General features: G+C 73.5%; 10 protein-coding genes. 8 read left to right on the top strand and 2 right to left on the bottom strand.

All coding sequences use genetic code 11. The features are described 5' to 3' along the window. Positions 1–90: 90 nt before the first annotated feature. The 7 genes from BLP29_RS19210 (at position 91) to BLP29_RS19180 (ending at position 8,193) form a co-directional block, all read left to right on the top strand. Positions 91–1,008, top strand: a complete 918-nt coding sequence (locus BLP29_RS19210; protein WP_092807601.1) for an alpha/beta hydrolase — start codon at positions 91–93, stop codon at positions 1,006–1,008. Positions 1,009–1,186: 178 nt separating this feature from the next. Next, complete coding sequence (locus BLP29_RS19205; protein WP_092807600.1) at positions 1,187–1,969, top strand: ABC transporter ATP-binding protein; 783 nt, start codon at positions 1,187–1,189, stop codon at positions 1,967–1,969. Next, positions 1,966–2,808, top strand: a complete 843-nt coding sequence (locus tag BLP29_RS19200) for an ABC transporter ATP-binding protein (RefSeq protein WP_092807598.1) — start codon at positions 1,966–1,968, stop codon at positions 2,806–2,808. The genes BLP29_RS19205 and BLP29_RS19200 overlap by 4 nt, the downstream gene beginning before the upstream one ends. After that, positions 2,805–4,679: an AMP-dependent synthetase/ligase gene (locus BLP29_RS19195; protein ID WP_092807596.1), complete on the top strand. Its 1,875-nt coding sequence runs from the start codon at positions 2,805–2,807 to the stop codon at positions 4,677–4,679. Before BLP29_RS19200 ends, BLP29_RS19195 begins: the two co-directional genes overlap by 4 nt. Further along, the gene (locus BLP29_RS19190; RefSeq protein ID WP_092807594.1) at positions 4,676–5,563 is read left to right on the top strand and encodes a branched-chain amino acid ABC transporter permease; all 888 of its coding nucleotides are present in this window, start codon (positions 4,676–4,678) and stop codon (positions 5,561–5,563) included. The genes BLP29_RS19195 and BLP29_RS19190 overlap by 4 nt, the downstream gene beginning before the upstream one ends. Then, on the top strand, positions 5,560–6,729 hold the full coding sequence (locus BLP29_RS19185; RefSeq protein WP_207798607.1) for a branched-chain amino acid ABC transporter permease: 1,170 nt from the start codon (positions 5,560–5,562) through the stop codon (positions 6,727–6,729). Before BLP29_RS19190 ends, BLP29_RS19185 begins: the two co-directional genes overlap by 4 nt. Positions 6,730–6,864: 135 nt before the next feature. Continuing rightward, positions 6,865–8,193 carry an ABC transporter substrate-binding protein gene (locus BLP29_RS19180; protein ID WP_092807592.1) on the top strand — a complete coding sequence of 443 codons (1,329 nt, stop codon included), beginning with the start codon at positions 6,865–6,867 and terminating at the stop codon, positions 8,191–8,193. A 26-nt stretch (positions 8,194–8,219) separates the two neighbouring features. On the opposite strand, the gene BLP29_RS19175 is transcribed toward BLP29_RS19180, so the two are convergent. After that, positions 8,220–9,833 (bottom strand): ABC-F family ATP-binding cassette domain-containing protein, encoded by a 1,614-nt coding sequence (locus BLP29_RS19175; protein ID WP_092807590.1) that lies wholly within the window; start codon positions 9,831–9,833, stop codon positions 8,220–8,222. A gap of 168 nt (positions 9,834–10,001) precedes the next feature. Further along, positions 10,002–12,287 (bottom strand): putative bifunctional diguanylate cyclase/phosphodiesterase, encoded by a 2,286-nt coding sequence (locus BLP29_RS19170; RefSeq protein ID WP_092807588.1) that lies wholly within the window; start codon positions 12,285–12,287, stop codon positions 10,002–10,004. Positions 12,288–12,672: 385 nt separating this feature from the next. On the opposite strand from BLP29_RS19170, the gene BLP29_RS19160 reads away from it, so the two are divergent. Next, positions 12,673–13,893, top strand: a complete 1,221-nt coding sequence (locus BLP29_RS19160) for an HNH endonuclease (protein ID WP_092807584.1) — start codon at positions 12,673–12,675, stop codon at positions 13,891–13,893. Positions 13,894–13,980: the final 87 nt, after the last annotated feature.

Raw genomic sequence — 13,980 nt, 5'->3', positions numbered from 1 at the left:
TGCTGACGGGCCCGGTGTCGGGGACATCGGGCCCGGCAGCGCCGGTCGGACCCCGATGTCCCCGACATCGGGCCCGGGCAGGATGCCCGCATGACCGCCTCGCTGCCCCCGCGCCTCGCTGCTCTAGCCGACCGGCTCGGTCCGTTGCTGACCCCGTCGGCGCGCGAGGTCGGGCTGGACGCCGCGCGGGCCCGCTTCGCCGAGGTGCTCGCCCAGGGGTTGGCCGGCGCGCCGCCGGTCGCCGTCGACACCGTCGAGCTGGGGGAGGGGCTGACGGCCGAGCGGCACACCCCGCCGGCGCCGGGCGGGGCCACGGTGGTGTTCCTGCACGGCGGCGGGTGGACCGTGGGGACGGCGCGCGAGTACGCCGGCCTGGCCGCCCGGCTCGCCGCGGGGCTCTCGGCCGTCGTCCTGGCGGTGGAGTTCCGCCGGGCACCCGAGCACCCGTTCCCGGCGGCCGTCGAGGACGCCGTCGCCGCGGTGCGGTGGGCCCTGGCGCACGCCCCGGACCCGGCGCGGGTGGTCGTCGCCGGCGACAGCGGCGGCGGCAACCTCGCCGCGGTCGCGTGCCGGGCGCTGCGCGCGGCCGGGGGAGCGCAGCCGGCCGCCCAGCTGCTGCTCTACCCGTCGGTGGGGGCGGGGGTGGACTGGCCCTCGGTCGAGGAGCACGGCAGCTCGCCGTTCCTCGCCCTGGCCGACATGGGCTGGTACAGCCGCAACTACGTGCCCCGCGGCCACCCGCTGACCGACCCGCGGATCAGCCCGCTGGAGGACGACGACCACGCCGGCCTGCCGCCGGCGCTGGTGGCCACGGCGGAGCTGGACGCGCTGCGCGACTCGGGTCGCGCCTACGCAGCCGCGCTCACCGGTGCCGGGGTGCCGGTGACCACGGTCGACCTGGCGGGGGTGCCGCACGGCTTCGCCCACCTCGTCGCGCTCGACGCGGCGTGCGCGGACGCCCTGGAGCAGGTGCTCGCGGCCGCGCGGGGCCTGCCCGTGTTCGGGTGAGCTGAACGGGTCACCCTCGGGCGTAACGGGCGGATAACGAAACACCGCACCGGATGCCGAAACGCACCACAGGCCTTCCGTGGCCCACAGGTGGCACTTAGTGTCCCCAGTCACGCCCAGGCTGTGAGCTGCCTCACCGTCGTTGGCGTGCGCAACCTCCGACGACGAAGGGCGGCACGTGCTCGCAGTCAGCAACCTCGAGGTCGTCTACGACGACGTCGTGCTGGTGCTCCGGGGGGTGAGCCTCGAGGTGCCCGACGGGAAGATCGTGGGCCTCCTGGGCGCCAACGGCGCCGGCAAGACGACCCTGCTCCGAGCGCTGTCCGGCTTGCTGGACATCCACCACGGCGCCGTGACCCGCGGCCAGATCACCCTCGACGGCGAGCGGATCGACCACCTGGACCCCCAGCAGGTCGTCGCCCGCGGCATCAGCCAGGTGCTCGAGGGCCGGCGGGTGTTCGGCGAGTTCTCCGTCGAGGAGAACCTCCGGGTCGGCGCGCACACCCGGCCCAAGGAGCGCGCCGCCAACCTCGAGCGGGTCTACGACCTGTTCCCCCGGCTGCTCGAGCGCCGCACCCAGGCCGCGGGGTACCTCTCGGGCGGCGAGCAGCAGATGCTGGCCATGGGCCGGGCGATGATGAGCTCCCCGCGCTACCTGCTGCTCGACGAGCCCAGCCTGGGCCTGGCCCCGCAGCTGGTCGGCAGTATCCGTGACCTCATCGTGCAGATCAACGAGGGCGGCACCACGGTGCTGCTGGTCGAGCAGAACGCCTCGATGGCGCTGTCGATCTCCGACCACGGCTACGTGCTCGAGACCGGCCGGGTCGTGATGGACAAGCCCGCGCAGGAGCTGCTCGACGACTCCGACATCCAGGAGTTCTACCTGGGCCTGGGCGCCGAGGGCGAGCGCAGCTTCCGCGACGTCAAGCACTACAAGCGCCGGAAGAGGTGGCTGTCGTGACCGCCGCGTCCAAGCACGCAGCGCCGAGCACCCCGGTGCTCGAGGTCGAGGGCGTGACCCTGCGGTTCAAGGGCGTCACCGCGATCAACGGGGCGACCTTCACCGTCGGCGAGCGCGAGCTGTTCGCCATCATCGGCCCCAACGGCGCGGGCAAGACCTCGGTGTTCAACGTGCTGTCGGGGGTGTACCGGCCGCAGGAGGGCTCGGTGCGCTTCCTCGGCGAGGACGTCCTGGGCCAGCGGCCCAACCGGATCGCCGCCAAGGGCATGGCCCGCACGTTCCAGAACATCGAGCTGTTCGAGAACCTCACCGTGGTCGACAACCTCATGCTCGGCCGGGCCCACCAGGTCCGCTACGGCATGTTCGCCGCCATGGCCTGGCTGGGTCGCGCCAAGAAGAGCGAGCTGGCCGACCGCGCCGCCGTGGAGGAGATCGTCGACTTCCTCGAGCTCGAGTCCTACCGCCGGTTCCCGGTGGGCCTGCTGCCCTACGGCGTGCAGAAGCGGGTCGAGCTGGGCCGGGCGCTGGCGATGGAGCCCAAGCTGCTGCTGCTCGACGAGCCGGTGGCCGGCATGAACCTCGAGGAGACCGAGGACATGGCCCGGTTCATCATCGACATCCGCGACGAGCTGGGCGTCTCGATCCTCATGGTCGAGCACGACATGGGCCTGGTCATGGACCTCGCCGACCGCATCATGGCCGTCGACTTCGGCGTCCCGATCACCACCGGCACCCCGGCCGAGGTCCAGCGCGACCCGAACGTGATCAAGGCTTACCTGGGCGAGGACCACGACACCGGCGGACGCCGCAAGAAGCGGACCGAGGAGACGCCGGCATGACCACCACGCTCGAGCCCAGCACGCAGGGCACCGGCACCACGACCATCGTCACCCGCATCCGCGACCGCGCCCGCGAGACCCCCAGCGGGGTGGCCATGCGGTCCAAGGAGAAGGGCCTCTGGCGCGAGACCAGCTGGGCCGAGTACTGGGACGACGTCCTCGACGTCGCGCACGCGCTGCTCGACCTGGGCGTGCAGCGCGGCGACCGGGTCGCCATCCAGTCGGAGAACCGGCGCGAGTGGCTGGTGGCCGACCTCGCCACCGTCGCGGTCGGCGGGGTGACCGTCGGGCTCTACCCGACCAACCCGCCGGCCGAGGTCGTGCACGTGCTGCGCGACTCCGGTGCCCGGGTCCTGGTGGCCGAGGACCAGGAGCAGCTGGACAAGGCGCTCGAGGTGTCGGGCGAGCTGCCGGCGCTGGAGCACCTGGTCTACGTCGAGCCCCGCGGCGTCCGCGGCCGCTACACCGAGCCCCGGCTCCTGTTCTGGGGCGACCTGCTCGGCCGCGGCCGCGCGCACCGCGCCGCGCACCCGGGTGCCGTCGAGCAGGAGATGGCCCGGACCTCATCCGGTGACCTGATGACCCTGATCTACACCTCGGGGACGACGGGGGCGCCGAAGGGCGCGATGCTCACGGTCGGCAACTGCGAGGCCACCATCGCCGCGCTCACCGGGCCGGCCGGGCTGCTCGACCCGCCCGCGGGGCCCAAGGACCAGTCGCTGTCCTACCTGCCGCTGTGCCACGTGGCCGAGCGCATCTTCACCACCTGGAACAACGCCGCCACCGGCATCCAGGTGAACTTCGCCGAGTCGATCGACACGGTGCCGGAGAACCTGCGCGAGATCCAGCCGACCTTCTTCTTCGCGGTCCCGCGGATCTGGGAGAAGCTGCTGGCCAACGTCCAGATCAAGCAGTCGGCGGCCAGCACGCTCAAGCGCAACGCCGGCAACCTCGGCCTCGCGCTGTCGGCGAAGGTCGGCCGGGCCCTGGAGGCCAACGGCGGCGCGCACACCGGGGGCAGCCGGGTGCTGCACGGCATCGCGTGGGTGCTCGTGGTGCGGGCGCTCCGCGAGCGGCTGGGCCTGCGCCGGGTGCGCTGGGCCGGGTGCGGCGCGGCGCCGGTGTCGGTCGACGTCCTGCGGTTCTTCATGGGCCTGGGCGTGCCGGTGCACGAGGTCTACGGCATGACCGAGAACACCGCCTCGGCCACCGCCAACCGCCCCGGCCGCATCCGCCTCGGTACCGTCGGCGAGGCCCACGACTCGGTCGAGCTGCGCATCGACGAGGCCACCGGTGAGGTGCTCACCCGCGGCCCGGCGACCTTCGCCGGGTACTGGAACCGGCCCGAGGCCACCGCCGAGACCATCGACGCCGAGGGCTGGCTGCACACCGGCGACGTCGGGGTGCTCGAGGACGGCCGGCTGCGGATCACCGACCGCATGAAGGACATCATGATCACCGCCGGCGGCAAGAACGTCGCCCCGTCGGAGATCGAGAACGCGGTCAAGGTCTCGCCCCTGATCAAGGAGTGCGTGGTCATCGGTGACCGCCGTCCCTACCTGACCGCGCTCATCGGCATCGAGCCCGACACCGTCGGCGACTGGGCGCAGAAGCAGCGCATCGCCTTCACCACCTACCGCGACCTCACCGAGCGCGACGAGGTCAAGGCCGTCGTGCAGGGGATCGTCGACGAGGTCAACGCCGGGTTGAACCCGGTCGAGCAGATCAAGACCTTCCGCCTGCTGCCCAAGCTCCTCGACCACGAGGACGGCGAGCTCACCGCCACCCAGAAGGTCCGCCGTTCCGCGTTGGCCGAGCGCTACTCGTCCCTCGTCGAATCCATGTACACCGGCAAGGGGGCCCGTTCGTGAGGGACGTCCTGCTGACCGTGGTGCGGGGGCTGGGCTTCGGCTCGGTCTACGCGCTGCTGGCCGTCAGCTTCGTGATCATCTACAAGTCCTCGAAGGTGGTGAGCTTCGCCCAGCCGGCGCTCATGCTGGCCGGCGCGGTGCTGGTCAGCTACCTGGCCGGGCCGGTGGGCTTCTACCTCGCCGTGCCGATGGCGGCCATCGCCATCGCGATGCTGGGCTGGGGCCTGGAGCGCACCACCATCCGGCCCATGATCGGCCGCCCGGTGTTCGTCGTCGCGATCATCACCCTGGGCCTGGACATCGCGATCCGGGTGGTGGTCAACGTCTTCATCGGCCCCGACGTGCGCAACGTCGGTGACCCGTGGGGGTTGTCCACCGTCGACGTGCTGGGCCTGCCGGTGCAGGAGCGCTACATCGCGATGGCCGTCGTCCTGCTGGTCGTCGGGGCCGGGTTGTTCGCCTTCTTCCGGTACAGCCGCTACGGCCTGGCCATGCGGGCCTCCTCGCTGGACCAGGAGACCGCGCTGGTGCAGGGCGTGCCGGTGGGCAACATGACCGCGCTCGCCTGGGCCATGGCCGCCGGCATCGCCGCGGTGGCCGGTGCCTTCGTGGGCGCCGGCGGCGGCGTCGACCAGTCGACGTGGGTGATCGCCCTCAAGGCGTTGCCGGCGATCATCATCGGCGGCCTGGACTCCATCGGCGGCGCCGTGGTCGGCGGGCTGCTGGTCGGCCTCGTCGAGAGCTTCTTCGCCACCTACCAGGGCGAGTACCTGCCGTGGCTGGGCCAGAACTTCTCGCTGGTCTCGCCCTACGTGCTGCTGCTCGTCGTCCTGCTCGTGCGGCCCTACGGGCTGTTCGGCACCCGAGAGGTGGAACGCGTGTGACCGCCGTCCGAGAACCGTCCAGCAGCACCCCGGCCACCCCGGCTCCCGCGAAGGGACGTCGTCCCCTCGGTCGGCCGCTGCTCTACACCCAGTACGGCCAGGACATGGCGCTGCTCAACACCGGCGCCAAGAAGGTCTCGATCCTGGTGCTGCTCGCGGTGGCCCTGCTGCTGCCGTTCGTGCTCGAGGACGACCTGCTGCGGTTGCTGGCCACCGGCTGCGTGCTGGCCATCGGCGCCATCGGGCTGAACCTCGTGACCGGGTACGCCGGGCAGGTCAGCCTGGGGCACGCGTTCTTCATCGGCATCGGCGCCTACACCGCCGCGGTGGTCTCCGGTGACCCCGAGGACGACCGGCTCTACGGCTTGGGCATCACCTTCCTGCCGGTGTGGCTGCTGGCCGGTGGCCTGGTGGCCGCGCTGGTCGGCCTGCTGGTGGCGCCGCTGGCCAGCCGGCTGCGCGGCCTCTACCTGGCGATCGTGACCCTGGGCCTGGTCTTCCTGGGCACCCACGTCTGGAACGAGTGGGACGCCGTCACCGGCGGCATCGGGGTCGGCCGCCCGGCCGCGGACCCGGTGCTGTTCGGGGTGGACCTCTCCCGGCGCACCGAGCTGTTCAGCGCCGACCAGCAGCTGTACCTGCTCATGTTCGTGCTGCTGTGCGTCTTCGCGCTGCTGGGCCGCAACATCGCCCGCTCGGCCATGGGCCGCAGCTTCGCCGCCGTCCGCGACCGCGACATCGCCGCCGAGGTGACCGGGGTCGACGTCCGCAAGGTGAAGCGGCGGGCGTTCGTCATCAGCGGGTTCTACGCCGGGTGCGCCGGGGCGCTGCTGTACTCGATCACCGGCTACCTCGACCCGTCGAGCTTCGGCCTGCTGCTGTCGGTGCAGTTCGTCGCGATGGTGCTCATCGGCGGGGTCTCCACGATCTCCGGCTCGATCATGGGCGCCTTCTTCATCGCGCTGCTGCCCCGGCTGACCCGCGAGCTGCCCGAGTACCTGCCGTTCCTCTCCTCGTCGGCGACCGAGACGCCCAACGTCTTCCAGGTGGAGACGCTGCTCTACGGGCTGCTGATCGTCGCGTTCCTGCTGCTGGAACCACGGGGCCTGTTCGGCCTGTGGGTCCGCATCCGCAACTACTGGAAGGCCTGGCCCTTCTCCTACTAGAAGGACCCCCTCGCCCCCCACGCCACGCTCCGCGCGGCGCGGGACCCTGCGAGGGGGCCGTTCCACCCACTTCCGTTCGACCACGAACGGGATCGCCCGACCGGCACCGACGCCGGCACGAAGGGAGCACGACAGATGAGCAGCACACGGACGCGACGGCGCGTCGCGGCGGCCGGCCTGGCCGGTCTCGCGGTCCTGGCCGCGGGCTGCCGCGGCGGCGGCGAGGACCCCGGCGACGGTGGCGGCGGCGAGGGCGGCATCGCCACCGACGTCGGCGTGACCAGCGAGGCGTGCCCCGAGGCGGTGAACCCGGACAACGGGTGCATCTACCTGGGCACCCTCTCCGACCTCACCGTGGGCCCCTTCGCCCCGGCCGGACCGGTCATCGTCGCCGGCCAGGAGGCCTTCTGGCAGCGGGTGAACGAGGACGGCGGCATCGGCGGCTACGACATCAACGTCACCGAGTACGTGCGGGACAACCAGTACAACCCGCAGGTCGCCAACCAGGTCTACCAGGAGATCAAGCCCGACATCCTGGCCCTGGCCCAGACCCTCGGCTCGCCCCCCACCGCGGCCATCGTCGAGGACCTCGAGGCGGAGAAGATCGTCGCCGCCCCGGCCGGGTGGACCTCGCTCTACCTGTTCCAGGACGCCATCCTCGAGTCCGGCCCGACCTACTGCGCCGAGGCCATGAACGGCGTCGACTACGCGGTCGAGACGAACAACGCCGAGTCGGTGATGGCCGTGCACTACGCCGGTGACTACGGCGGCGACGCCGCGGCCGGCGCCAAGGTGGCCGCCGACGCCAACGGCATCGACTTCGCCAACGTCGAGACCACCGCCGGCACCGACAACCAGGCTTCCGCGGTCGCCGCGATCGTCGAGCAGCAGCCCGACGTCGTCGTCGTCTCGACCGGCCCGGCCGACATGGCCACGATCGTCGGCCAGTCGGTCGCCGCGGGCTTCACCGGCAAGTTCCTGGGCTCCTCGCCGACCTGGAACGTCGCCCTGCTGCAGAGCCCGGCCGCGCCGGCGCTGCAGGCGTCCTACCAGCTGCTGGGCCCGTGGGCGCCGTTCGACTCCGACAGCCCCGGCCACGAGGCCATGCGTGCCGGTGCCGAGGCCGCGGGTGCGACCCCGAACGAGTTCTTCCTCGCCGGGTGGGCCTGGTCCTACCCGCTGAAGGCGGCGCTCGAGGCCGCGGCCGAGAACGGTGACCTGACCCGCGAGGGCCTGTACGAGGCGGCCTCGGGCCTGTCCTCGGTGGACTACGAGGGCATCCTGCCCGACGGTTCGGGTGACTACGCCGACGGTGGCGACTCGGCCGCTGTCCGGGTGACCCAGCTCTCCAGCCCCGACCCGACGGCCTCCACGGGCATCTCGGTCACCGAGGCCGACCTCGAGGGGTCGACCGCCGAGGGCTACGAGTTCACCGGTCCCTGCTACGAGGACGTCGAGCTCTGACGTCCTGAGCATGCGGCGACGGCCGGTCACCCCACCCGGGGTGGCCGGCCGTCGTCGTCGGTGACCGGGTGCCCGCCGGTCATGAGTTCGAGGCGGGGCCAGTCGGCGAGGTCGCGGAGCAGCTGCCGGTCGTGGGTGGCGACGACGACCGCGGCCCCCGTGGTGCCCAGCGCCTCGGTCAGCTCGTCGACGAGGGCGACCGAGAGGTGGTTGGTCGGCTCGTCGAGCAGCAGCAGGTCGGGCCGGGTGCCCAGCCGGACGGCGAGGTCCAGCCGCCGCCGCTGCCCCTGGGACAGCCGGCCGACCGTGGTGCCCAGCGCCTCGGCGTCCAGCAGGCCGGCGACCGGGGCGCCGTCGAGCACCTGGTGCGCGGTCCGGTCGCTGGGCAGCCGGTCGGGCTCCTGGGCGAGCAGCGCGACGCGGACCCCCTCGTGCCGGTGCACGCGGCCGGTGGTGGGGGCCAACCGCCCGGCGAGCACGTCGAGCAGCGTGGACTTGCCGGCCCCGTTGCCGCCGGTGACCAGCAGCCGGTCACCCGCGGCGAGCGCCACGTCGACCGGCCCGGGCACCCGGCCGGCCACGGTGACCTGCTCGGCGGTGAGCAGCGGCGCCCCGGGCCGGGGAGCGAGGCCGGGGAAGCGCAGCGGCACCGGCGGCCGGGGCACGGTGACCCGGTGCTCGGCCAGCGACTCCTGGTCCCGGCGCAGGGCCTGCACCACGCCGGGCGCGTGGGACTGCCGCTGGTGCTTGCCGGTGCCCTTGTCCGGGCGCCAGCCGGTGCTCAACCGGCCGCGGGCGCGGTCCATGGCCTCGGCCAGCCGGCGGTGCTCGGCCACCTGGCCGGCGTGCTCCTGCTCCCACGCCGCCCGGTCGCGGCGACGGCCCTCCTGCCAGTCGCCGTAGCCACCGACGTGGAGGGTGGCGCGGCCGTCGCGGCTGGGGTCCAGGTCCAGGAACGAGGTGGCCGTGTCACCGAGCAGGGCCCGGTCGTGGCTGACCACCGCCCAGCCGCCCTCGTGGCCGCGCAGCTGCTCGGTCAGGAAGTCCAGCCCGCCGGCGTCGAGGTGATTGCTGGGCTCGTCCAGCAGCAGCAGGTCGTGCCTGGTGCCCAGCAGGCACGCCAACCGCACCCGGTAGCGCTGACCCACCGAGAGGGTGGCCAGCTCGCGGTCGCGGTCGGTGCAGGCGCCCAGGGCCGCGAGGGCCACGTCGAGCCGGCGTCCGGCGTCCCAGGCGTCGAGCCGGGTGGCCCGGTCGAGGGCCTCGGCGTAGCGGTCGTCGGCACCGGGGACGCCGCCGGCCAGGTCGGCGGCGGCGCGGTCGAGGTCCCGCAGCGCGCGCACGGCGTCGGCCGACGCCGCGGTGGTGAGCGTGCCGACGGTCTCGCCGGAGGAGGCCGGCATGGTCTGCCGGGCCAGGCCGAGGGTGCCCGTGCGGTGCACGGACCCCTCGTCGGGCGTCAGCAGTCCGGCGAGGACGTGCAGCAGGGTCGTCTTGCCGCGGCCGTTCTCGCCGACCACCGCCGTCCGGGTGCCCGTGGAGACGGTGATGGTGAGGTCGTGCAGGAGCGGTCGACCGCCGCGGGTGACCGAGACGGCGTCCGCGCGGAGGTGGGCCGAGGGGGAGGGGGAGGTGGGCATGCGTCTGCTCCGTGGCTCGTCCTGGAGCCGGGCAGCGCGGATGGCCGCCCGGCGATGGCCGGGACGGCGGGCAGGGACCTGCTGTGGTGTGTCTCCGCGTGGGTCTGGTGCGCCGCCGTCAGCGGGGCGACCAGGGCTTCGCGGTGCAGGCGCAGCGGTGCATGCCGGTCATGGTGCCGGGGCGCCGGCGACGGCCGCAACCGGGTTCGGCCGGCTCGTCGCGACCCGGCGGTCGGCCTCGGCGCGCTCGAGGGCGGGGGAGAACAGCCAGCCCTGCGCCGTGCGGCAGCCCTCGGTCAGCAGGTGGTCGCGCTGGTCGGCGGACTCGACGCCCTCGGCGACGACGTCCAGGCCCATGACCCGGGCCAGCTCGAGGAGGCCGTCGACCAGCGGCGCGGCCGAGCGGTCCGACCCCAGGGCGCCGACGAACGAGCGGTCGATCTTGAGCACGTCGACGGGGAAGCGGCGCAGGTGGGTGAGCGAGGAGTACCCGGTGCCGAAGTCGTCGACGGCGATGCGCAGCCCCAGGGCCCGCAGATCCTCCAGGGCGGCCGCGGCCTGGTCGGGGTCGACGACCAGAGCGGTCTCGGTGAGCTCGAGGCACAGGGCTGCCGGTGGCAGACCGGTGTCGGCGAGGGCGGTGGCGACGTCGGCCACCAGGCCGGGGCTCTGCAGCTGGCGGACCGACAGGTTCACCGCGACGGTGAGGTCGGGGTGGTGGGCCCGCCAGCCGACGGCCGCGGCGCAGGCCTCGCGGAGCACCCAGCGGCCGATCTCGACGATCGCGCCGGTCTCCTCGGCGACCGGGATGAACACGCTGGGCAGCACCGTGCCCAGCTCGGGGTGCTCCCACCGCAGCAGTGCCTCGAACCCCTGCAGGCCACCGTGGTCGAGGTCGACGACCGGCTGGTAGACCACCCGCAGCTGCCCCCCGGGCAGGGCGGTGGAGAGGTCGTCGCGCAGCTGGGTGTGCAGCAGCAGCTCGGTGCGCATGGTCGGGGCGAACACGGCCACGCGTCCCTTGCCGCCGTCCTTGGCGCGGTACAGCGCGGTGTCGACATCGCGCATGAGGGTGGCAGAGGTGGAGCTGCCGTCGTCCTCGGCGCGCACCAGCCCGACGCTCACCCCGACCCGCACCGTGCGGCCCTCGAGCTCGTAGGGCGCGCCGATCGCCTCGACCAGCCGCTCGGCGAGTTCGCGGTGCCGGTCGGGGCCGTCGCCGGGCAGCGGCTCGATCAGGACCGCGAACTCGTCCCCGCCGAGCCGTGCGACGGTGTCGGCCGAGCGCACGTGCGCGACCAGCCGCGCGGCGACCTGACGCAGGAGCTGGTCGCCGGCCGGGTGCCCGAGGGTGTCGTTGACGGCCTTGAACCCGTCGAGGTCCAGGGACAGGACGACGGGTGCGGTGCCGCTGCGCAGGCTGCGGGCGAGGGCGTGCGTGGTGCGGTCGTCGAGCAGGGCGCGGTTGGGCAGCCCGGTCAGCACGTCGTGGAAGGCACGCGTCTCCAGCTGCGTGCGCAGTTCGGCCTGCTGCTCCAGCAGCCGGGCCCCGCGCAGGAAGGCGAGCACGAGCACGATGCCGGCGACCACGATCCCCGGTCGCGGGTCGACCGCGGTGCCGTGGGCGGCGGCGACGAGCTGGGCGGCGCCGGGCACCGCCAGGGGGAGCAGCGCGAGGGCAAGTTGCGGCCGGGTGACGGTGCCGCCGGCGACGGGCTCGGCCGTCGCCGTGCCCGTGCGCCAGGCACGGAGCGCGGCCCACGAGGACGCCGCGAGCGCGACGCTGCCGATGTTCCACCCGGCGTCGAGGAAGTCGGAGTCACCGGGGAGGGAGAGGTAGTCGAGGTCGGCGACGAACCACGCGGCGGCCGCCAGGGCGACCCAGCCCGCCTCGGCCCGCACGGTGCGGCGCACGAACCACAGCCGGACGACGAGCGCCAGCAGCCAGGCGTCCAGCACCGGGTACGCGGCGAAGAACAGACGGGTGGCGACCGGCACGCGGTGGTCGGCGACGACGTCGGCCAGGGCGAGGACCCACTCCAGGTAGACCACGACCAGGAAGACCGCCGTGGTGTCGACGAGGCGGTCCAACCGCGAGGCCCGGGAGGCCCGGGCGAGCAGGCGGCGCAGGCCGATGCCGCCGGCGACGTAGGCGGACAGGAAGAAGACGTCGGCCAGCGACGCCCGGCCCGGCGGCAGCCCGCCCCAGGTGAGCAGCTGCCAGGTGACGTCACCGAGGGCGGAGAGGGAGACCGCCGCGGCGATCCAGGCACCGGGCCGCCACCCGTGGGCCACCGCCCACCACGCGACGGCGCAGGCGGTCAGGGCGACGACGCCGTAGAGCACGTTGCTCAGCACGCCCTCCGGGAGCAGCAGACGCCCGACGGCCACCACGGCGAGCGCGACCAGCACCCGGCGGGCGGCGGTCTCGCTGGCGGTGCGGGGCGTGGGCACGGAGCTCCCAGGTGGCTGGTCGACGCGGTTCCTCTCCGGTGTCGGCCGGGCCGGGCCCGGGTTTGACCGGACCTCCCCAGGACGGGGGAGCCCGGTCGGGTGCCCGCCGCGGCCACCGGGTCGGAACTGCCCACCGGGTCTGACCAGCGAGGCGGTGCCGAGCAGCCCGGGGGGCGCGAGGGTCGCGATCGCGGCGAGGTCGGCGCTACCCGTCGAACGGCCCTGTCGAGCACCGCGGTCGGTGTCGGGTGCGCCGACGTCGAACAGCTGGCAATGACCTCGCCGTGGACCATCGATCACAGCACTGAGCTGGGCTTTCGTCTTGCGCTAGCGGCGATGCCCCAGTATGCTTCGATCAGGTGTTCGAACGGGTGGAGGGGTGAGGATGAGCGGCTCGGCAGTGCTCACCGCCCCTGAGCTGGATCTGCTGGTCGATCAGGTGGAGGACCTGCACCACCTGTCCTCGGTGCAGGTGCTGGACCAGATGCGTGAGCTGGCGACCGAGCGCAACCGGGTGGATGCGGTGCTGGCGCGGTTGGCCCGGCATGCGGAGCTGACGCAGGCCGTGGAGGTCGACGGGTTGATGTCGGTGCGGTCGTGGTTGATCGGGCACCTTCGGTTGTCGGGTGCCGAGGCCTCGCGGATCGTGCGGGTGGGGCGGGCGGTGGAGCACTTCCCGCAGCTCGGTGCGGCGTTCGCCGACGGCTCGGTGTCCGCCGCGCAGGTCGACGTCGTGGCCTCGGCGGTGGGGGACCGGGAGCGGGCAGCGGCGCAGCTGCAGGGCATCGACCTGGCCGTGTTCGACCGGGCGTGGACCGAGGTCGCTGTGACGTCGTCGCACCGGGCGTTGGTGACCGCGGTGCAGGCGTTCGTCGAAGCACTGGACCCCGACGGGGTCGAGCCGGACCCGGTGCAGCAGCGGGCGCTGTCGATCAGCACGCACGCTGATGGGACGGTGACCGGCCGGTTCGACCTGGATGCGGTCGGTGGGGAGAAGGTCAAGACGGCGTTGGAGTCGATCGTGCAGGCCGACCGGCCCGAAGGCGACCTGCGCACGCGGGTGCAGCGCCAGGCCGATGCGCTGGTGGCGTTGGCCGACCGGCAGCTGAGCGCAGGTGGGCTGCCGGTGCTGCGGTCGGTCAAGCCGCACGTGGTGGTCACCATCGGGGTCGAGGACCTGGTGGCTGATGGCACCGGCCCGGCGACGGCGTCGATGGGGTTCGGGGCCACGATCTCCGCGGCCCGGGCCCGGTGGCTGGCCTGCGACGCCACGGTCTCCCGCATCGTGATGGGCCCCGAGGGGACCCCGCTGGACGTGGGTCGCACCCACCGGGTGGTGACGCCGGGGTTGCGGCGGGCGGTGGTGGCGCGGGACCAGACGTGCGTGTTCGCCGGCTGCGGCGCACCCCACCACTGGGCCGACGTGCACCACCTGGTGCACTGGGCGCACGGTGGGGAGACCTCGCCGGCCAACTCGGCGCTGCTGTGCGAGCGGCACCACACCAAGGTCCACCACGGCTTCCGCGTCGAACGCGACCCCGGCGGACGATGGCGCACCCACCGCCCCGACGGCACCGAGATCATCACCGGCCCCCGCATCGAGTGACGCCGGCACGCCCCGAGCGGCCCGCCCCCACGGCGAGGCGGCCCGTGGCACATGCTCCCGGGTCGTGTCGACACCGGGGAACGTAGG

The organism is Klenkia marina, assembly GCF_900101025.1.
Taxonomy (GTDB): Bacteria; Actinomycetota; Actinomycetes; order Mycobacteriales; family Geodermatophilaceae; genus Klenkia; species Klenkia marina.
The sequence above is the reverse complement of the archived record's forward strand: the minus strand, read 5'-3'. Positions and strand labels throughout refer to the sequence as shown.

Coding starts and splice junctions, on each gene's coding strand:
- BLP29_RS19210 (WP_092807601.1), top strand. CDS start 91: ATGACCGCCTCGCTGCCCCCGCGCCTCGCTGCTCTAGCCGACCGGCTC.
- BLP29_RS19195 (WP_092807596.1), top strand. CDS start 2,805: ATGACCACCACGCTCGAGCCCAGCACGCAGGGCACCGGCACCACGACC.
- BLP29_RS19180 (WP_092807592.1), top strand. CDS start 6,865: ATGAGCAGCACACGGACGCGACGGCGCGTCGCGGCGGCCGGCCTGGCC.
- BLP29_RS19175 (WP_092807590.1), bottom strand. CDS start 9,833: ATGCCCACCTCCCCCTCCCCCTCGGCCCACCTCCGCGCGGACGCCGTC.
- BLP29_RS19160 (WP_092807584.1), top strand. CDS start 12,673: ATGAGCGGCTCGGCAGTGCTCACCGCCCCTGAGCTGGATCTGCTGGTC.